Source organism: Blautia sp. HCN-20427, assembly GCF_037890365.1.
Classification (GTDB): Bacteria; Bacillota; Clostridia; order Lachnospirales; family Lachnospiraceae; genus Blautia.
Genome location: NZ_JBBKBX010000002.1, coordinates 19,118 through 35,316 on the forward strand (window position 1 = coordinate 19,118; position 16,199 = coordinate 35,316).

The 16,199-nt window shown below is 46.8% G+C and carries 15 protein-coding genes; all 15 read left to right on the forward strand.

From position 1 onward, the window contains the following. Positions 1-14 precede the first annotated feature (14 nt). The 15 genes from WKT17_RS01165 (at position 15) to pknB (ending at position 16,073) form a co-directional block, all read left to right on the forward strand. Positions 15-1,934, forward strand: a complete 1,920-nt coding sequence (locus WKT17_RS01165) for an oxidoreductase (RefSeq protein ID WP_294542818.1) — start codon at positions 15-17, stop codon at positions 1,932-1,934. An 8-nt stretch (positions 1,935-1,942) separates the two neighbouring features. Continuing rightward, the gene (gene aroE / locus WKT17_RS01170) at positions 1,943-2,818 is read left to right on the forward strand and encodes a shikimate dehydrogenase (RefSeq protein ID WP_334297943.1); all 876 of its coding nucleotides are present in this window, start codon (positions 1,943-1,945) and stop codon (positions 2,816-2,818) included. Further along, positions 2,796-2,963, forward strand: a complete 168-nt coding sequence (locus WKT17_RS01175; RefSeq protein ID WP_173747230.1) for a hypothetical protein — start codon at positions 2,796-2,798, stop codon at positions 2,961-2,963. Before aroE ends, WKT17_RS01175 begins: the two co-directional genes overlap by 23 nt. Before the next feature lie 100 nt (positions 2,964-3,063). Next, positions 3,064-3,297 carry a hypothetical protein gene (locus tag WKT17_RS01180; RefSeq protein WP_173747231.1) on the forward strand — a complete coding sequence of 78 codons (234 nt, stop codon included), beginning with the start codon at positions 3,064-3,066 and terminating at the stop codon, positions 3,295-3,297. 84 nt (positions 3,298-3,381) lie between these two features. Further along, positions 3,382-3,720 carry an LPS biosynthesis protein gene (locus WKT17_RS01185; RefSeq protein ID WP_173747232.1) on the forward strand — a complete coding sequence of 113 codons (339 nt, stop codon included), beginning with the start codon at positions 3,382-3,384 and terminating at the stop codon, positions 3,718-3,720. Then, complete coding sequence (locus WKT17_RS01190) at positions 3,717-4,670, forward strand: tRNA dihydrouridine synthase (RefSeq protein ID WP_298060974.1); 954 nt, start codon at positions 3,717-3,719, stop codon at positions 4,668-4,670. Before WKT17_RS01185 ends, WKT17_RS01190 begins: the two co-directional genes overlap by 4 nt. Positions 4,671-4,707: 37 nt before the next feature. Next, positions 4,708-5,475: a sugar phosphate isomerase/epimerase family protein gene (locus tag WKT17_RS01195; protein WP_291682090.1), complete on the forward strand. Its 768-nt coding sequence runs from the start codon at positions 4,708-4,710 to the stop codon at positions 5,473-5,475. A gap of 107 nt (positions 5,476-5,582) precedes the next feature. Then, complete coding sequence (locus WKT17_RS01200) at positions 5,583-7,055, forward strand: UDP-N-acetylmuramoyl-L-alanyl-D-glutamate--2,6-diaminopimelate ligase (protein WP_173747235.1); 1,473 nt, start codon at positions 5,583-5,585, stop codon at positions 7,053-7,055. Further along, positions 7,052-9,283 (forward strand): replication restart helicase PriA, encoded by a 2,232-nt coding sequence (gene priA / locus WKT17_RS01205; protein WP_291682091.1) that lies wholly within the window; start codon positions 7,052-7,054, stop codon positions 9,281-9,283. Before WKT17_RS01200 ends, priA begins: the two co-directional genes overlap by 4 nt. Before the next feature lie 21 nt (positions 9,284-9,304). Beyond that, entirely contained in the window at positions 9,305-9,784 is a 480-nt protein-coding gene (gene def, locus WKT17_RS01210; RefSeq protein ID WP_291682092.1) for a peptide deformylase, read from the forward strand. Next, positions 9,781-10,713 carry a methionyl-tRNA formyltransferase gene (fmt, locus tag WKT17_RS01215; protein ID WP_291682093.1) on the forward strand — a complete coding sequence of 311 codons (933 nt, stop codon included), beginning with the start codon at positions 9,781-9,783 and terminating at the stop codon, positions 10,711-10,713. The genes def and fmt overlap by 4 nt, the downstream gene beginning before the upstream one ends. 3 nt (positions 10,714-10,716) lie before the next feature. Continuing rightward, positions 10,717-12,081: a 16S rRNA (cytosine(967)-C(5))-methyltransferase RsmB gene (rsmB, locus tag WKT17_RS01220; protein WP_291682094.1), complete on the forward strand. Its 1,365-nt coding sequence runs from the start codon at positions 10,717-10,719 to the stop codon at positions 12,079-12,081. Next, positions 12,069-13,115 carry a 23S rRNA (adenine(2503)-C(2))-methyltransferase RlmN gene (rlmN, locus tag WKT17_RS01225; RefSeq protein WP_291682095.1) on the forward strand — a complete coding sequence of 349 codons (1,047 nt, stop codon included), beginning with the start codon at positions 12,069-12,071 and terminating at the stop codon, positions 13,113-13,115. The genes rsmB and rlmN overlap by 13 nt, the downstream gene beginning before the upstream one ends. Position 13,116: 1 nt before the next feature. Then, on the forward strand, positions 13,117-13,860 hold the full coding sequence (locus tag WKT17_RS01230; RefSeq protein ID WP_291682096.1) for a Stp1/IreP family PP2C-type Ser/Thr phosphatase: 744 nt from the start codon (positions 13,117-13,119) through the stop codon (positions 13,858-13,860). After that, positions 13,854-16,073 (forward strand): Stk1 family PASTA domain-containing Ser/Thr kinase, encoded by a 2,220-nt coding sequence (pknB, locus tag WKT17_RS01235; RefSeq protein WP_173747242.1) that lies wholly within the window; start codon positions 13,854-13,856, stop codon positions 16,071-16,073. The genes WKT17_RS01230 and pknB overlap by 7 nt, the downstream gene beginning before the upstream one ends. Positions 16,074-16,199: the final 126 nt, after the last annotated feature.

Genomic DNA, 16,199 nt, shown 5'->3' on the forward strand with positions numbered 1-16,199 from the left:
GAGGAGAATAAGAGATGAAATTTGAAGCAATGTTTCAGCCAATCAAAATCGGAAACGTAACAATTCCCAACCGTTTTGTTATGTGTCCCATGGGAAATAACTTTGCAAATACAGATGGAAAAATGAGCGAACGTTCCATCGCATATTATGAAGCAAGAGCGAAAGGCGGCTTCGGACTGATTACCTTTGAAGCTACGGTGGTTTACGAACAGGCAAAAGGCGGCCCCAGAAAGCCTTGTCTGTTCTCAGACGATACGGTGGGCAGCTTTAAGGCGGCCATTGCCGCCTGTCATCAGGCAGGAGCAAAGGTATCCATTCAGCTGCAGCACGCAGGACCGGAGGGAAATTCAAAAGTAACCGGATATCCGTTGAAATCAGCAAGTGCGATTCCGGCTTCCGTAAAGACAGAGATACCGGAAGAGATTTCCACAGAAGAGCTTTACCGGTTGATTGAGGCTTACGGCGACGCGGCCCTGAGAGCAAAGAAAGCAGGAGCAGATGCCGTGGAAGTGCATTGTGCCCATGGGTATCTTGTAAGTTCTTTTATTTCCGAAAGAACGAATAAACGGCAGGATGAATTTGGCGGATGTTTTGAAAACCGTATGCGTCTGGCCAGGTTAATTATTGAAAATATCCGAAAAAAAGCGGGAAAGGCGCTGGCAGTTATCTGCAGAATCAATGCCTCTGATGATGTTTTGGGAGGACAGACTCCTCAGGACGCGGCAGCCGTGGCTTCTTATCTGGAGAAAGAGTGTGGTGTGGACGCCCTGCATGTATCCAGAGCCGTACATCTTCACGATGAATATATGTGGGCGCCAAGCGCTCTTCACGAAGGCTTCAGCGCAAACTGCGTGACGGAAATCAAACAGGCAGTCCATATTCCGGTGATTACGGTAGGACGTTATACAGAGCCTCAGTATGCAGAACTGATGGTGGAGGAAGGAAGAGCGGATTTGGTTGCTTTTGGACGCCAGAGCATTGCAGACCCTAATCTTCCCCAAAAGGCAAAAGACGGAAAACTGGATTTGCTTCTGCCTTGTATCGGATGCCTGCAGGGCTGTGTGCCTCATATGTTTAAAGGAGAGGCTATTACCTGTCTGGTGAACCCTCTTGTGGGAAGAGAAATGGAACTGTTTCCCGCAGAGCAGAAAAAAGACGTGGCGGTTATCGGCGGAGGTCCGGGAGGACTGTATGCTGCCTATATCTGTGCACTTCGGGGACATAATGTTACCTTATACGAAGAAAAAGAGAAGCTGGGCGGAAATATGCGTCTGGCGGCTTATCCTCCGGGAAAAGGATGTATCAATGGCATGATTTGCGGGTACATCAATAACTGTAAAGCCCAGGGTGTAAAAATCGAAACCAATACACCGGCAACACCGGAACTGATTCGCGAGAAAAATCCGGATGCAGTGATTGTGGCAACCGGCTCCAATCCTCTGGTGCTTCCGATTCCGGGAATCGAAAAGGCAGTCCATGCAGCGGATGTGCTGGAAGGGAAAGTAAAACCTGGAAAACGTGTGCTGGTAGTCGGCGGCGGCATGGTCGGCTGCGAAGTGGCAGATTTTCTCGGGGAACTGGGACATCAGGTATCCATTATCGAGCTGCGGAGTGAACTGGGAGCAGATGTGATTCCTGAGCATAAAAAATTCCTTATGAAAGAACTGAAAGAATACCAGGTAGAGGGAATTACAGGGGCAAAAGTGACAGGCTTTTATGAAGACGGTGTTTCCTATGTTCTGGAAGACGGAACGGAAGGCCGTGTCGAGAACATGGATAGTGTGGTGCTTGCCATGGGATACCGCAATCATGAAGTACTGAGTGAAGCGATAAAAGATATTGTCAAAGAAGTCGTTGTGATAGGCGACGCAGTCCGTGCGCGCAGGGCTCTGGATGCCACCGATGAAGCCCTCAAAGCGGCGATGTTAATTTAGAAAGGAGCATACATATGGAAATCAATGGAAAAACAGAACTTTTTTGTCTTATCGGCTCTCCGGTAGGACACTCCGGTTCTCCGGCTATGTACAATTACAGCTTTCAGAAGACAAATCTGAACTGTGCGTATCTGGCTTTTGATGTAAAGCTGGAAGAAACCGAGGCTGCTGTCAATGGTTTGAAAACCCTTGGCTGCAGCGGCTTCAATGTGACTATGCCCTGCAAGACCAGAGCAGCAGAGCTTGCAGATGAACTTTCTGATGCGGCGGCGCTTATCGGCGCCTGCAATACCATGGTGATAAAGGACGGAAAGCTTTACGGACATAACACAGATGGCATAGGATTTGTGAAAAATCTGAAAGAACATGGTGTGGATGTAAAAGATAAGGTGATGACGGTGATGGGAGCAGGCGGCGCCGCTACAGCTATTCAGGTGCAGTCTGCTTTGGAAGGTGCCAGAGAAATTCACATTTTTAACCGCAGGGACGAATTTTATGCAAATGCAGAAAATACAGCAAAGAAAATTGAAGAGCGCGTTCCCGGTGTAAAAGTAAACGTATATCCTTTGGAGGATGAACAGAAATTATATGAAAAAATTGGGGAAAGCCATATTCTTGTGAACGCAACCAAGGTGGGTATGAAACCGATGGAAGAGGAATCTCTGATTAAAGATACCAGGGTATTCAGAGAAAATCTTGTGGTTGCAGACGCTGTTTATAACCCAAGAGAGACAAAAATGCTGCAGGAAGCGCAGGCAGCAGGGTGCAAAATCGCACTGGGCGGTATCGGTATGCTTCTTCGTCAGGGGGAAGCAGCTTTCCGGATTTTTACCGGAGAGAATATGCCCACGGAGGAAGTTTATGAAAAATTCTTTCGCGAATGAAACGAATTTTTTAAATCCTATGGAACAGGACATAGAGCGAATCCGAAAACAGTTGGGAAAAGGAATGGAAATCGGGGAAATTGCAGATAAATTGCACTTGGACAGGGAGTACGCCTGGTTTCTGTTCTGGTTTGGAATTGTATGAGAAAAACGGATTTGACTTTCCGTTCCTTCTGTGATTTTTTTAGCAAAAGTAAAAGATGGTTTTGTAACCGTCATCCGGTATCGAAAGATACCCGTAGTAAATGAGAAAGCAAGACTTTTATTGTGGCAGAGGTCATGATAAGAGTCTTTTTCTTTTTTCTGATACCTCTTTCACAGGTACTTGCTTTCTTACTTTTGCGGATTTCGTTTTCGACGGTTTTGTGGCGGATTATCTGGTGCAGAATAAAATTTCAGATGCCAGAGAAGAGATAGAAGATGGGATTTACCATGTGAGAACAATCTTAGAAAATTTGTACAGGAAACTGGAGGTGTAAAAAGACGATGAGAGAAGTTTTAAAAGTGAAGAAACTGTGCTATACTTTTGACGTAAAAAAGTAAGAAAGAGTTGGAGGGATATCATGCAGATAGAGAATCACCCCAAAGAACTTGCGGCCATGGAAGAATTTCACAAAGGAAACCGCAGGGAGGGGCTGAAATTACAGGAAGAATTTGTCGCAGAATTCCGGGAAGCTTACAAAGATAAAGACCACTGTCCCTGCCAGAAGGCCTGTGGCTATCATGGAAACTGCAGGGAATGTGTAACCATACACCGGGCTCATCAGGAGCATGTGCCGAATTGTATGCGTCCCATGCTGAACCGGAAGCTGAAACTTTTATCTGAATTAACAGAACATACACTGGCAGCGGAAATTGAAGCGCCCAAAGAGATTTTAAGAAAACAGGAGAGCAGTACATGAAGTATTATTTTGCCCCTATGGAGGGAATTACAGGATACGTGTACCGAAGCGTGCACCACAAATTTTTTTCGGGAATCGATAAATACTTTACCCCGTTTCTCTCCCCAGGCCCGAAAAAAGTACTGACAGACCGGGAAATCCGGGATATTCTGCCCCAAAACAATCCTCAGATGTATGTGGTACCGCAGATTCTCACCAACCGGGCGGAGGATTTTATTCGTGTGGAAAAAGAGCTGGAAAGCTATGGATACCGGGAAGTCAATTTCAATCTCGGCTGCCCCTCCGGCACGGTGACAGCGAAGAAAAAAGGAGCAGGTTTTCTGGAATATACGGAAGATTTAAAACGGTTTCTGGACGAGGTTTTTCAGAAGCCCTGTCTGGAAATTTCCATAAAAACCAGAATCGGAAAAGAGGACCCGGAAGAGTTTGTCCGGCTTCTGCGTATTTATAACCAGTACCCTTTGAAGGAACTGATTATCCATCCAAGGGTACAGACGGATTATTACCGGAATACGCCCAATCGGGAAGTTTTCGCAGAAGCGATAAAAAACAGCGCAAATCCTGTTTGTTATAACGGAGATTTGTTTGATTTGGAAAAATGTAAGGCGTTTGAAACCGAGTTTCCCCAGGCGGATATCTGTATGCTGGGCAGAGGCCTTCTGGTGAATCCGGCATTGGTGCGGGAACTGCAGGGTGGAAAAATGCTGGAAAAACAGGAATTGCGGGAGTTTCACGACGCATTGTGCCGGGAATATGAAACGGTAATGAGCGGGGACAGAAACGTCCTGTTTAAAATGAAGGAACTGTGGTTTTATATGGGACATCTTTTTGAAGAGAATAAGAAGCAGATGAAGAAAATCAAGAAATCACAGAAGCTTTCTGATTATATGGAGGCCGTGGACAGCCTTTTTGAAGAGGGCGAATTTCACGCTTGGGGAACATTTGAGTAAAACCGGAGAGTGACAGGAGAAGACAGGAGGCAGAGCCATGATTTATATCAGCCATCTTTTACCAGATGAAGAAATGCAGGAAGTAATCGCTCAAACCGGGGCAGGAGTGGAAAGCATTGAATTTTCCATTTCCGAAAATCTGGATTCCTTATCCGCACACATTGCTTCCTATAAAAAGCGGCTGGCTTTTATGGGTGCAGACAGGCTGACCTTGCACGGTCCTTTTCTAGACTTAAACCCCATGACTTATGACAGTGGGATTGCCAGAGTCACGAAACTGCGTTTTGCCCAGGCGTATGAGGCAGCAAGAGAACTGGGAGCAGAGAAAATCGTGTACCATTCCGGTCTGTATCCGGACGCTTACCTGCTCATTGGCTGGGCAGAGCGAATGGCAGATTTTTTCGGGGAGTTTCTGGAAGACAGAAGAGACATAGACGTGGTTGTGGAAAATGTCTTTGACAGAACCTGGAAACCTTTAAAGGATATGGTGCAGAGGGTGGGAAAGGAGAACTTTCACTTATGTCTGGATGTGGGACATGCCAACCGCTATTCCGAAATTTCGGTACGGGAGTGGTGCCACAATCTAAAAGAGGATATGACACATGTGCACGTGCATGATAATTGCGGAGACAGGGATGCTCATCTGGCTGTGGGAGAAGGCAAGATTCCCTGGGACAGTATTTGGGACGCTCTTAGGGAAAGAAAAGAGATGACCTACACCATTGAGTGCAGTACAAAGGAGGCTGTTTTAAAGTCCTATGCACGGATTAAAAAAGGCATTTTCCAAAATCTGAAAAATCTATAAATATGCAGTTAGAAACAGGCGAAGGGCTTGCCCCTTTGCCTGTTTTTATGTTATCCTAAATAGTAAGACAAAAAATTACCCGACAGAATCGAAAGGGGAATGTAAACATGAAGAAATTAACAGACTTACTGGAACATGTGGAGTACCAATGTCTCCAGGGTACAACAGATAAAGAAATCACCAGCGTGGTATATGATTCCAGAAAGGCAGAGCCGGGGTCGCTGTTTCTCTGTATTAAGGGGGCAGTGTCAGACGGACACAGCTATGCAGCTTCCGTTGCGGAAAAAGGCGCTGCGGTACTGGTGGTGCAGGACGAAGTAGATGTGCCAAAGGATGTGACGGTTATCCGGGTAAAAGACAGCCGTTATGCCATGGCCTGTATTGCGGCAGCCTGGTTTGATTACCCGGCCGCAAAGCTGAAAACCATAGGAATTACAGGTACGAAGGGAAAGACCACCACAACATATCTCGTAAAATCCATTCTGGAAAATGCGGGACATAAGACCGGGCTTATCGGAACCATAGAAACCGTTATTGGAGACACCCGCATTCCTTCTGCCAATACTACACCCGAATCCTATCTGGTGCAGGAATACTTTGCAAAAATGGCAGAGGCGGGCTGTGACAGTGTGGTCATGGAGGTTTCCTCCCAGGGACTGATGCTGCACCGCACCGCAGGATTTACCTTTGATATCGGTATTTTCACGAACATTGAGCCAGACCATATCGGGCCCAATGAGCACAAGGATTTTGAAGATTATATGCACTGCAAATCTCTTCTGTTCCAACAGTGCAAGGTAGGCATTTTTAATGGAGATGACCCGCATTTAGCCCAGATTTTAGAAGGTCATACCTGTCAGGTGGAAACCTTTGGTTTTTCCGAAAAGGCGGATTTGAGAGCGGAGAACACCAGACTGGTAACGGGCAAGGGAACTCTTGGCATTGCTTATGACTTAAAGGGACTTCTGGATTTTCCGGTGGAAATCGACCTGCCGGGTAAATTCAGTGTGTACAATTCGCTGACCGCCATTGCTGTCTGCCGTCATTTCGGTGTTTCCAAAGAAAACATTCAGAAAGCCCTGAAAAACGCAAAGGTAAAAGGCAGAATTGAAATGGTGAAGGTTTCCGATGCGTTTACTCTGATGATTGATTATGCACACAATGCCATGAGTCTGGAAAGTCTTCTGGTGACACTGAAAGAATACCGGCCAAACCGTCTGGTATGTCTTTTTGGCTGCGGAGGCAACCGTTCGAAGCTGCGCAGATATGAAATGGGAGAGGTGTCCGGGAAACTGGCAGACCTTACCATTATTACCTCTGACAATCCAAGAGACGAAGACCCTCAGGAAATCATCAACGATATTAAGGTGGGCATTGGCAAAACCACAGGAGAGTATGTGGAAATCATTGACCGGAAGGAAGCCATTGCCTATGCCATTCACCACGGACAGCCGGGGGATATTGTGGTGCTGGCCGGAAAAGGCCATGAGGATTACCAGGAAATAAAAGGCAAGAAATATCCTATGGATGAGCGTGTGCTGATACAGGAAATTCTGGAAGAAGACAGAAAAAATAAATGAGCAGGATTTATGCAGATATTATCGTAGACATTTCCCAGGAGAAGCTGGACAAAAGTTTCCAGTATGAAATACCGGAAGAACTGCAGGGACAGGTGGAAATCGGAAAGCGGGTGCGGATTCCCTTTGGAAACGGGGGAAGAGAGCTGACAGGTTATGTCATCGGACTTTCCGAAGAACCCAAAATCGAGCCGGACAGAATCAAAGCAATTCTGGCTGTGGAAGACCGGGGCATGGAAATTGAATCCCGCCTCATTTCCCTGGCAGGATGGATTGCCCGGCAGTACGGCTCTACCATGAATCAGGCATTAAAAACCGTTCTTCCCGTCAAGGAAAAAGAAACGGCAAAGGAGAAGAGATACCTTTGTCTGGCAGCGCCGGAAGAGGCTTGTATACCTTTTCTGGAAGAGTACAGGAGAAAACATTACAAAGCAAAAGAACGGCTTTTGCAGGCATTAATGGAAAAGAAAACACTGGAATACACCTATGCTGCGGCAGAATTGAAAATTACGGCTTCAGTTATACGGGGACTGGAGGAAAAAGGCCTTCTTAAGATAGAGCGGGAGCGGGATTATAGAAATCCGGTTTCCAAAGGGGAAGACAGAAAAAATCTGGAAATCTCTCCTCTGAGCCCGGCGCAGAAAGAGGTGTGCAGGGAAATTTTTGCAGAATGGGAAACGGAACATCCCCGTCCCTGTCTCATAAAAGGGGTGACGGGAAGCGGAAAAACGGAAGTTTACATGGAACTCATTACCCATGTGTTGGAACAAGGACAGCAGGTCATTGTGCTGATTCCGGAAATTGCCCTGACCTATCAGAATGTGTCCCGGTTTTATCGGCGCTTTGGCGACTGTGTGTCTCTGATAAATTCCCGGCTTTCCAAAGGGGAGCGTTTTGACCAGTTTGAAAGGGCGAAAAAAGGGGAGGTTTCCATTGTCATCGGTCCCCGTTCCGCCCTGTTTACGCCCTTTCCCAATCTGGGCCTGATTCTTATCGATGAAGAACACGAAGATTCCTATAAAAGTGAGAAGACACCTTGTTACCATGCCAGGGAAACGGCAATCCGCCGGGGGGAAATGGAAGGCGCCCATGTGGTGCTGGGGTCGGCTTCTCCCAGTGTGGAAAGCTATTATAAGGGAAAGACAGGAGAATATAAACTCTTGTATCTGGAAGAGCGTTACGGCGGCAGCCGGCTTCCCCAGGTTTTTGTGGTGGATTTAAAGGAAGAATTAAAGACGGGAAACCGTTCCATGTTCAGCAGTGTTCTGACAGAAAAAATCCGGGACAGACTGCAGAGGAAGGAACAGGTCATGCTGTTTCTCAACCGGAGAGGATATACGGGATTTGTCAGCTGCCGTTCTTGCGGACATGTGATGAAATGTCCTCACTGTGATGTCTCTTTGACCTCCCACAGAAATGGAAGGCTTATCTGCCATTACTGCGGTTACGAAACCTGGGATGTGAGCAAGTGTCCGGTGTGCGGTTCGCCCTATATCGGCGGCTTTAAGGCAGGAACCCAGCAGATAGAAGTTCTTTTGCAGAAAAGTTTTCCGGGAGCCGGGGTGCTGCGCATGGATGCGGACACCACAAAGAAGAAAGATGACCATGAAAAGATTCTGGCTGCGTTTGCCAGAGGGGAAGCGGATATCTTAATTGGCACGCAGATGATTGTAAAAGGTCATGATTTCCCCAATGTGACTCTGGTGGGGGCTCTTGCAGCAGATTTATCCCTGTGCAGCGAGGACTACCGGGCAGCAGAAAAGACATTCCAGCTGCTTTTGCAGGCTGTGGGAAGGGCTGGCAGAGGACAGCGGGCCGGAGAAGCGGTGATTCAGACGTACCATCCGGAACACTACAGTATTCTGGCAGCACAGACTCAGAATTATGAGGACTTTTACCAGCAGGAAATCCGTTACCGGATGCTTATGGATTATCCGCCTGCAGCGGCTATGGCGGCCGTCAGAGGAGCCTGTACAGACGAAGCCCTTTTAAAAGAGGCCATGTCTTACTGCCGGAAATACGTAAAGCGTATCTATCCAAAAGAAGATTTGGTTCTCATCGGACCGGCGCCGGAAACGGTATCGAAGGTGCAGGATTATTACAAAATGGTGCTTTATATGCGCCACAAGGACCGGGAAATTCTGGTAAAACTAAAAGACGCTCTGGAAAAATATATTGCGGTCAATAAAGGCTTTCAGAATATTTATATACAATTTGATTTTAACGTTTAGAAAATCCAAAGGAGAATAGAAATGGCAATCAGAAAAATCAGAACAGAAGGCGACAGCATTTTAACAAAGGAATGTAGAAAAGTAGAGAAAATGACACCGAAAATCCAGGAACTCATTGAGGATATGTTTGACACCATGTACGAGGCTTACGGCGTAGGACTGGCAGCCCCTCAGGTAGGAGTTTTAAAGCAGATTGTAGTCATTGACACCACAGGGGAAGACCCATTGGTGCTGATTAACCCGGAAATTATAGAGACTTCCGGTTCCCAGACAGGAGATGAGGGCTGCTTAAGCGTTCCGGGTATGTCCGGAACGGTCACACGTCCAAACCATGTAAAAGTAAGAGCCTTGGACGAAAACATGGAGGAATATATCTTAGAGGGAGAGGAACTGCTGGCCAGAGCTATCTGTCATGAGACAGACCATCTCCATGGCAGACTGTATACAGAACTGGTAGAGGGTGAACTTCACCGCACGAGTTATGAGGAGGACGACGAATGAGAGTAGTTTTTATGGGAACTCCGGATTTCGCAGTGGGAACTCTGGAGGAAATCATCAAAGCCGGACACGAAGTAGCCGGGGTAGTGACACAGCCGGATAAGCCAAAGGGCAGAGGGAAAACCCTGATGCCCACACCGGTGAAGGAAGTGGCGTTAAAACACGAAATTCCTGTTTACCAGCCGAAAAAAGTGCGGGAAGCGGAATTTGTGGAAACGTTAAGGAAAATCGCTCCGGATGTAATTGTAGTGGCGGCCTTTGGACAGATTATTACAAAGGAAATCCTGGAAATGCCAAAATACGGCTGTATCAATGTACACGCTTCTCTTCTTCCTGCCTACCGAGGGGCAGCGCCCATTCAGTGGTCCGTGATTAACGGAGATAAAGAATCCGGCGTTACCATTATGCAGATGGACGAGGGGCTGGATACGGGAGACATGATAGACAAAGTTGTAGTTCCCATTGCAGCGGATGAAACCGGAGGCAGCCTGTTTGATAAATTAAGCCAGGCAGGAGCCAAACTCTGTACAGAAGTATTGGAACAGTTAGAAAACGGCACCGCCGTAAGAGAAAAGCAGCCGAAAGAGAGCACTACGCCATATGCTGCCATGATTGACAAGAAAATGGGAAACATTGACTGGACAAAGCCTGCAAAGGAAATTGAGCAGCTTATCCGGGGATTGAATCCCTGGCCCAGCGCATATACAAAGCTGCAGGGAAAAACACTGAAAATCTGGAAGTCAGAGGTCAGAGAGGAAAGCTTTGGAACTCAGCCGGGACAGGTTGTGGGAATCGAAGAAGACGCCCTGCTTATTCAGACCGGCAAAGGCAGCCTGGCAGTAAAGGAGCTGCAGCTGGAGGGCAGGAAGCGCATGGACACTTCTTCTTTCCTGCGGGGCTTTTCGGTTTCGGAACATGAGGTTTTAGGATAAATTATGATGAACAAAGTAAACTTAAGAGAATTGATTCTGGAAATTCTTCTGGAAATCAGCAAAGGGGAACGGCACAGTCATCTGATAATACGGGGAACGCTGGAAAAATATCAGTATCTGGAAAAGCAGGAGAGGGCTTTCATTACCAGAGTCTGTGAAGGCACTCTGGAATACCGTCTGCGTCTGGACTATATTCTGAACCGGTATTCTACTGTTCCCACAGAGAAGATGAAGCCGGTTATCCGGGAACTTTTGCGAAGCGGTGTGTATCAGATGCTGTATATGGACAGTGTACCGGACAGCGCAGTGTGCAATGAAGCTGTGAAGCTGGCCAGAAAAAAAGGTTTTTACAACCTTACCGGTTTTGTAAACGGTGTGTTAAGAAAGGTAGCCAGAGAATACGGCAGTATTCGGTTCCCGCAGAAGAGTCAGCCCGTGGAATACCTCTCTGTGATGTATTCTATGCCGATATGGCTGGTAGAACGCTTTCTGAAGGATTACAGATTTGAAAAGTCTGAAAAAATTTTTGAGGCTTTTTTAGAGGAGAGTCCTACCACTATCCGTATAAGAGAACATCTGGTAGATAAGCAGGCGGTGCTGGAGAGCCTGGAAAAACAGAAAGTTCTTGTAGAAAAGGCGCCTTATGTAGAAAATGCCTATTATCTGAAAAATTATGATTATCTTCCTGCCTTAGAGGCGTTCCGTATGGGAAATATCCAGGTACAGGATGTCAGTTCCATGCTGGTTGCAGAGATTGCAGACCCCAGGGAGGGGGATTATGTGATTGATTTGTGCGCGGCGCCGGGAGGAAAGAGTCTGTGCATCGCGGATAAGTTGAAAGGAACCGGGCGGGTGGACGCCAGGGATATCAGCAGAACCAAGACGGACTTGATTCGGGAAAACGCTATCCGTCAGAATTTCCTCAATGTGGTAGTGACTGAAAAAGACGCCACAGAACTGGATTCGGAAGCTCTGGAAAAGGCGGACATTCTTCTTGCAGACGTTCCATGCTCCGGTCTTGGGGTTATCGGAAGAAAGACGGACATTAAATACAACATCAGCCAGGCAGGTATTCAGGAACTGGCTGCCCTGCAGCGGAAAATTCTGGAACAGGCATCTACTTATGTGAAGCCGGGTGGTACCCTGATTTACAGTACCTGTACCGTTACCCCAGAAGAAAATATAGAAAACGTGCAGTGGTTTACAGAGCATTATCCCTATGAACTGGAAAGTCTGGACCCGTATCTGTGTGAGGAACTTAGGGGAGAAACTACAAAAGAAGGCTATCTGCAGCTGCTTCCGGGGATTCATCACTGCGACGGATTCTTTATAGCCAGATTGAAGAGGAAAACAGAATGGAACAGATAGAAATTAAATCACAAAGTCTGAAGGAATTAAAAGAAACCGTGGCAGCACTGGGAGAAAAGCCTTTTAGGGCGAAACAGCTCTATGAGTGGATACACCAGAAACTGGCCGTGGACTTTGAGGAGATGACCAATCTGTCCAAGGCTTTTCGGGAAAAGCTGAAACAGCAGTGCGTACTGACTGCGCTGGAGACTTTGGAGGTGCAGACATCCAAAATAGACGGTACCCAGAAATATCTTTTTGCCCTCTCTGACGGGAATGTTGTGGAAAGTGTGCTGATGAAATACAAGCACGGCAACAGCGTGTGCATTTCCTCTCAGGTGGGCTGTAAAATGGGCTGCCGGTTCTGCGCTTCTGCCATTGGAGGCTGGACCAGAAATCTGCTGCCTTCGGAAATGTTGGACCAGATTTACCGGATACAGCAGATTTCCGGGGAACGGGTGTCAAACGTAGTGGTCATGGGAACCGGAGAGCCTTTGGATAATTACGAGAATCTTTTGAGATTTATCCGTATGCTTTCGGACGAAAACGGGCTGCATATCAGCCAGAGAAATATCACGGTGTCCACCTGCGGCATTGTGCCCCGGATGTATGATCTGGCAGAGGAAAATCTGCAGATTACCCTGGCCATTTCTCTTCATGCGTCCAATCAGGAGAAAAGGGCGGAACTGATGCCCATTGCCAATCGGTATTCTATTGGAGAAGTGCTGGAGGCCTGTCGGAATTATTTTGAGAAAACAGGCAGAAGACTGACTTTTGAGTACAGTCTGGTAGGCGGAAAGAATGATTCCCAGGAGGATGCAAGGGAGCTGGCAGAGCTGATTCGGGGGCTGAACTGCCATGTGAATCTCATTCCCGTAAACCCCATTAAAGAGCGGGATTTCGTGCAGTCAGAGAAAAAAGTTATAGAGAATTTTCAAAATAAACTTGAAAAATACCAAATAAATGTTACTATTAGAAGGGAAATGGGCAGAGATATTGATGGTGCCTGTGGACAACTAAGGAAAAGTTATATCGATAAGAAAGAGGACTCGTAGGATGAAATCATATTCTGTAACGGATGTGGGACAGAAACGTCAGGTGAATCAGGACTATGTTTTTGCTTCTGAGGAACCGGTTGGAAATCTGCCGAATCTCTTCGTGGTTGCAGATGGTATGGGAGGCCATAAGGCGGGAGATTTTGCTTCCAGCTTTGCGGTGCAGATTTTACTGCATACCATTTTGGAGGACGAAAATCAAAATCCGATTAAAATTATCCGCAATGCCGTGGAAGAAGCAAATCGAAAAGTTCTCGAAGCGGCGAAACAGCATGCGGAGATGGAGGGCATGGGAACCACCATGGTTCTTGTAACTATCGTTGACGATTATGCGTATGTAGCAAATGTGGGAGACAGCAGACTATATTTAATCGAAGACAAGATTCTTCAGATTACAAAAGACCATTCTCTGGTAGAGGAGATGGTGAGAAGGGGATTAATTACAAAGGAGGAGGCCAAGACGCACCCGGATAAGAACATTATTACCCGTGTGCTGGGAATCGGTCCGGAAGTGGAAGTGGATTTCTTTGATATTCACTTAAAGGAAAACAGCACTTTGCTGCTTTGCTCGGATGGATTGTCCAATATGGTTTCCGATGATGATATCTGGAGAATTGCAAATACAAGCAGGGATTTGAGAGAGACGGGCATGCGCCTGGTTTCCCTTGCAAATGAAAACGGCGGTAAAGATAATATAGCAGTGGTACTGGTACAGCCAGACACAAAAGAGGTGGAAGTATGTTAAATATGGGAGTAATTGTAGGCGAGCGGTATGAGATTGTCGGCTGTGTAGGCTCCGGCGGTATGGCCGATGTATATAAGGCAAAAGACCATAAGCTCAACCGCTTTGTCGCTATGAAGGTGCTGAAACCGGAGTTCAGCGCAGATACGAATTTTATCCGGAAATTTCAAAGAGAGGCCCAGGCAGCAGCAGGTTTGGCACACCCCAATGTAGTGAATGTGTTTGATGTAGGGGAGGACCAGGGCATTAATTACATTGTAATGGAACTGATTGAGGGAATTACCTTAAAAGAGTATATTTCCAAAAAGGGAAGACTGACGGTTAAAGAAGCGACCAGTATTGCCATTCAGGTATCCATGGGTCTGGAGGCTGCGCACAACCGGAACATCGTACACCGGGACATTAAGCCTCAGAACATTATTATTTCAACAGACGGAAAAGTAAAGGTAACGGATTTCGGTATTGCCAGAGTTGCTTCTTCCAATACAATCAGCACCAATGCCATGGGTTCTGTACACTACAGTTCACCGGAGCAGGTACGGGGCGGATACAGCGACTTTAAGAGTGATATTTATTCTCTGGGTATTACCATGTATGAAATGGTAACCGGAAGAGTGCCCTTTGACGGGGATACCACAGTGGCCATTGCCATTAAGCATCTGCAGGACGAAATGGTACCTCCTTCCCAGTATGTGCCGGAACTTCCCCACAGTCTGGAAGAGATTATCCTGAAATGTACCCAGAAGAGTCCGGACAGGCGATACAGCACCCTGGCTGAACTGATTAATGATTTGAAACATTCTCTCATTGACCCCAACGGAAGCTTTGTCAATCTGTCGCCTCTGAGCAATCATGCACAGACCATTATGATTACACCGGAGGAAATGAAGCAGATTCAAAACGGCGGATATAACACCTCTTCTTTCTATGAAGAAGACGACGATGATGAGGATGATGACGATGAGGAAATCTACGAAAAGCCCTCAAAGAAGAAGCGTCGCCGCAGAGATGAAGAAGACGAGGATGACGAAGAAGATGAAGAGGATGATGACGAACGTGGCGGTGTGAATACCAAGCTGGAAAAAGCCATGACCATCGGTGGACTGATTATCGGCGGTATTATCATCTGTATTCTGATTTACATGGTAGCTTCTGCAGCAGGACTGGTAAGTCTGGGCAGTAAGAAGGACAATGACGCAGATACACAGAAGGAACAGGCACAGGATGCCACAGACGAAACGGTAAACAAAGTGACGGTTCCGGATTTGACAGGTAAGACAGAGGAAGAGGCTGGAACAGAATTAAATGCCCAGAATCTCGGCAAGAAAAAAGGCGGAGAAGAAGCTTCTGATACTGTAGCAGAAGGGCTGATTACCAGAACAGAGCCCGCAGCCGGAACCCAGGTGGACAAAAACACACAGGTGGTTTACTATGTCAGCACCGGAAAGGCGGAAGAAGACACTAATGTGACCATTCCATCCGGACTGGTTGGAGAATCTTTGAGTTCTGTACAGTCTACTCTGCAGGATTTAGGGTTGAAAATCAATGTAGAGAAGCAGCAGAGTTCCAGTGTGGAAGTGGGAAAAGTTATTTCTCTGAATCCGGGAGAAGGAACTTCTGTGGCAAAGGACACAGAAGTTGTAATTACCGTCAGCACCGGTGAAGGTGACAAGATGGTAGCAGTACCGAATGTACGGGGAATTGAGGCGTCAGAGGCAGAAGCAACTCTGATAGCCCAGGGCTTGATTGTAGAAGTGGAAAAAAGCGACAGTGAAGATGCCAATGTGGCTTATGGCGAAGTGTATGCACAGACACCGAAGGCAGGAAACCGCGTAGAAGAGGGAACTACCATTACCATTAAAGTTCGTACAGAAGGAGCTTCTTCTTCCACTGGAACAACCACAGACGGAACCAAAGTAGAGGCAGGACAGTGGGCAGCTATTGAGCCGAAACTGAAAAAGCCGGACAACTACCAGGGAGGCAATGTACAGCTTCGTCTGGTACAGGATGGTGACGGTGACCAGGAGGAAGGCGGTACCGTTATTATGGAAGGATCCCCCATTGATTTTGATTCCAATGGCGGCTATTATTCCGTGGGAAGCATTGTAGGAAAAGACGGGGTGGAAAGCGGAACGCTGTATCTGGCGGAGCAACAGGAAGACGGAAGTTACCAGACTTTGTGGTCTTATGAACTGAAGTTTTCAGAAGTAGAATAAAGAAAATACAGAGAATACTCCTTTTGACAGGAAGACCGTCAAAAGGGGTATTCTTTTTTCTTGCCTTTGAATTTCAAAGAGTATATAATATTTACAGTATGCAGATTATGTGATATAAATAAAAAG

Coding starts and splice junctions, on each gene's coding strand:
- WKT17_RS01165 (WP_294542818.1), top strand. CDS start 15: ATGAAATTTGAAGCAATGTTTCAGCCAATCAAAATCGGAAACGTAACA.
- WKT17_RS01175 (WP_173747230.1), top strand. CDS start 2,796: ATGAAAAATTCTTTCGCGAATGAAACGAATTTTTTAAATCCTATGGAA.
- WKT17_RS01180 (WP_173747231.1), top strand. CDS start 3,064: ATGAGAAAGCAAGACTTTTATTGTGGCAGAGGTCATGATAAGAGTCTT.
- WKT17_RS01185 (WP_173747232.1), top strand. CDS start 3,382: ATGCAGATAGAGAATCACCCCAAAGAACTTGCGGCCATGGAAGAATTT.
- WKT17_RS01190 (WP_298060974.1), top strand. CDS start 3,717: ATGAAGTATTATTTTGCCCCTATGGAGGGAATTACAGGATACGTGTAC.
- WKT17_RS01195 (WP_291682090.1), top strand. CDS start 4,708: ATGATTTATATCAGCCATCTTTTACCAGATGAAGAAATGCAGGAAGTA.
- WKT17_RS01200 (WP_173747235.1), top strand. CDS start 5,583: ATGAAGAAATTAACAGACTTACTGGAACATGTGGAGTACCAATGTCTC.
- priA (WP_291682091.1), top strand. CDS start 7,052: ATGAGCAGGATTTATGCAGATATTATCGTAGACATTTCCCAGGAGAAG.
- def (WP_291682092.1), top strand. CDS start 9,305: ATGGCAATCAGAAAAATCAGAACAGAAGGCGACAGCATTTTAACAAAG.
- fmt (WP_291682093.1), top strand. CDS start 9,781: ATGAGAGTAGTTTTTATGGGAACTCCGGATTTCGCAGTGGGAACTCTG.
- rsmB (WP_291682094.1), top strand. CDS start 10,717: ATGATGAACAAAGTAAACTTAAGAGAATTGATTCTGGAAATTCTTCTG.
- rlmN (WP_291682095.1), top strand. CDS start 12,069: ATGGAACAGATAGAAATTAAATCACAAAGTCTGAAGGAATTAAAAGAA.
- WKT17_RS01230 (WP_291682096.1), top strand. CDS start 13,117: ATGAAATCATATTCTGTAACGGATGTGGGACAGAAACGTCAGGTGAAT.
- pknB (WP_173747242.1), top strand. CDS start 13,854: ATGTTAAATATGGGAGTAATTGTAGGCGAGCGGTATGAGATTGTCGGC.